This window comes from Streptomyces cahuitamycinicus, assembly GCF_002891435.1.
GTDB lineage: Bacteria > Actinomycetota > Actinomycetes > Streptomycetales > Streptomycetaceae > Streptomyces > Streptomyces cahuitamycinicus.
This window is the reverse complement of sequence record NZ_POUC01000740.1, coordinates 1-2257: the sequence shown is the minus strand read 5'-3', so window position 1 is coordinate 2257 and position 2257 is coordinate 1. Positions and strand designations below refer to the sequence as shown.

Here is a 2257-nt window from a genome sequence, read left to right as displayed (position 1 = left end):
CCGCCCACCCCTCCCACCGGGCGATACGCGTGCTAAGGAGCCCGCGATGAGCGACATGATCACGGCGGACCTGGTCGATCTCGACCTGCCCGCCGACACCAAGGAAGCGGCGGCGCGAGCCCTCGCCGAGCGCATGGTGGCCCTGGGCCGGGTGACCGACCTGGACGGCTTCCTCGCCGACGTGGCCGCCCGCGAGGCCCAGATGCCGACCGGCCTCGACGGCGGCATCGGCATCCCGCACTGCCGCAGCGAGCACGTCACCGAGCCGACACTCGCCTTCGGCCGCAGCGCCGCCGGCATCGACTTCGGCGCCGCGGACGGCCCCGCCGACCTGATCTTCCTGATCGCCGCGCCGGCCGGTGCGGACGACGCCCATCTGACGATCCTGTCGTCGCTGGCCCGGCAGCTGATGAACAGCGAGTTCACCGACGCCCTGCGCGCGGTGGGCGACGCGCCGGCCGCGGCGGCCCTGATCCGCGGCGACGAGCCGGACGCACCCGCACCCGCGGGTTCCGCAGACACCGTGGCGTCGGCGGGAGCGGCCTCTCCCGCCGCCGCCACGGTCACCGACGACACCGCCCCCGCGCAGGAGCGGCCGTTCCGCATCGTCGCCGTCACGTCCTGCCCCACCGGCATCGCCCACACCTACATGGCGGCCGAGTCCCTGGAGAACGCCGGCCGCGAGGCAGGCGTGGAACTCGCCGTCGAACCCCAGGGCTCGGCCGGTTTCACCCGGCTCGACCCGCAGGTCATCGCGGCGGCCGACGCCGTGATCTTCGCCCATGACGTGCCCGTACGGGAGAAGGAGCGGTTCGCCGGCAAGGCCACCGTCGACGTCGGTGTGAAGGCGGGCATCAACCGACCGGCCGAACTCATCGCCGAGGTCCGCGAGAAGGCCGCGCGCGGCGAGGTCACCTCCGGTTCCGCCCCGTCCTCCCCGGTGGACCGCTCCGGCGACTCCAGCGAGGGCTACGGCACCAAGCTGCGCAAGTGGCTGATGTCCGGCGTCAGTTACATGGTGCCGTTCGTCGCCGCGGGCGGTCTGCTGATCGCCCTCGGGTTCGCGATCGGCGGCTACAAGGTCGACAAGGCCCCGTCAGTGATGGACCACTTCATGTGGATGCAGACCGACAGCTGGGCGGCCCTGTTCTTCCAGATCGGCGGTGTCGCCTTCGGCTTCCTCGTCCCGGTCCTGGCCGGCTACATCGCCTACGGCATGGCCGACCGGCCCGGCATCGTCCCCGGCTTCGTCGGCGGCATGATCGCGTTCAACATCAACGCCGGCTTCCTCGGCGGCCTGGCGGCCGGTCTGATCGCCGGCGGCGTGGTGATGGCGATCCAGAAGGTGAACGTCCCGGCGGCGCTGCGCGGCATCATGCCCGTGGTGGTGATCCCGCTGATCTCCTCGGCGGTCGTCGGGTTCCTGATGTTCGTCGTCATCGGCAAGCCCATCGCCGAGGCCCAGAAGGGCATGACCGACTGGCTGAACGGGCTGTCCGGCAGCAACGCGATCCTGCTCGGCACCCTCCTCGGCCTGATGATGTGCTTCGACCTCGGCGGCCCCGTCAACAAGGTCGCCTACACCTTCGCCACGGCCGGTATCGCGGTGGCCAGCCCCAGCGACTCGGCGATGAAGATCATGGCCGCGGTGATGGCGGCCGGCATGGTCCCGCCGCTGGCCATGGCCCTGGCCACGACCGTGCGCGGCAAGCTCTTCACCCAGACCGAACGCGAGAACGGCAAGGCCGCCTGGGTGCTCGGCGCCTCCTTCATCTCCGAAGGCGCGATTCCGTTCGCCGCTGCCGACCCGCTGCGCGTCATCCCGGCCTCCATGGCCGGCGGCGCGGTCACCGGCGCCCTGTCGATGGCCTTCGGCGCCACTCTGCGCGCCCCGCACGGCGGCATCTTCGTGGTCCCGCTGATCGGCAACGCGTTCCTCTACCTCATCGCCATCGCCGCCGGCGTCTGCGTCACGACGGCCCTGGTGATCGTCCTCAAGGGCCTGCGCAAGCCGGTCGAGGGTGCCGCAGCGGCCTCCGGCGGGGGCGGCGCGGCCCGGGCGGCGGAGACGAAGCAGCCCGTCGCGGCGTGAAGCGACTGGAGGTTCGCCCCTTTCGAGGCGTGTGAACCGTTCATGCCACCTGCGAGATAGATCACGAAAATCACGGCCCGGGACAATGATCCCGGGCCGTGGTGTCTACTGGGGCGCATGCCCGAGCACCTCCCCCGATGGCCCGAAGGCCACTCGCTCCCCGCC

1 protein-coding gene is annotated in these 2257 nt (G+C 71.6%); it reads left to right on the top strand.

Annotated elements, in window-relative coordinates; all coding sequences use genetic code 11:
- Positions 1-46: 46 nt before the first annotated feature.
- The gene (locus C1J00_RS42310; protein WP_102914106.1) at positions 47-2092 is read left to right on the top strand and encodes a PTS fructose transporter subunit IIABC; all 2046 of its coding nucleotides are present in this window, start codon (positions 47-49) and stop codon (positions 2090-2092) included.
- Positions 2093-2257 lie beyond the last annotated feature (165 nt).

Excerpts from the sequence above, each read along its gene's own strand:
- C1J00_RS42310 (WP_102914106.1), top strand. The coding sequence starts at position 47 with ATGAGCGACATGATCACGGCGGACCTGGTCGATCTCGACCTGCCCGCC.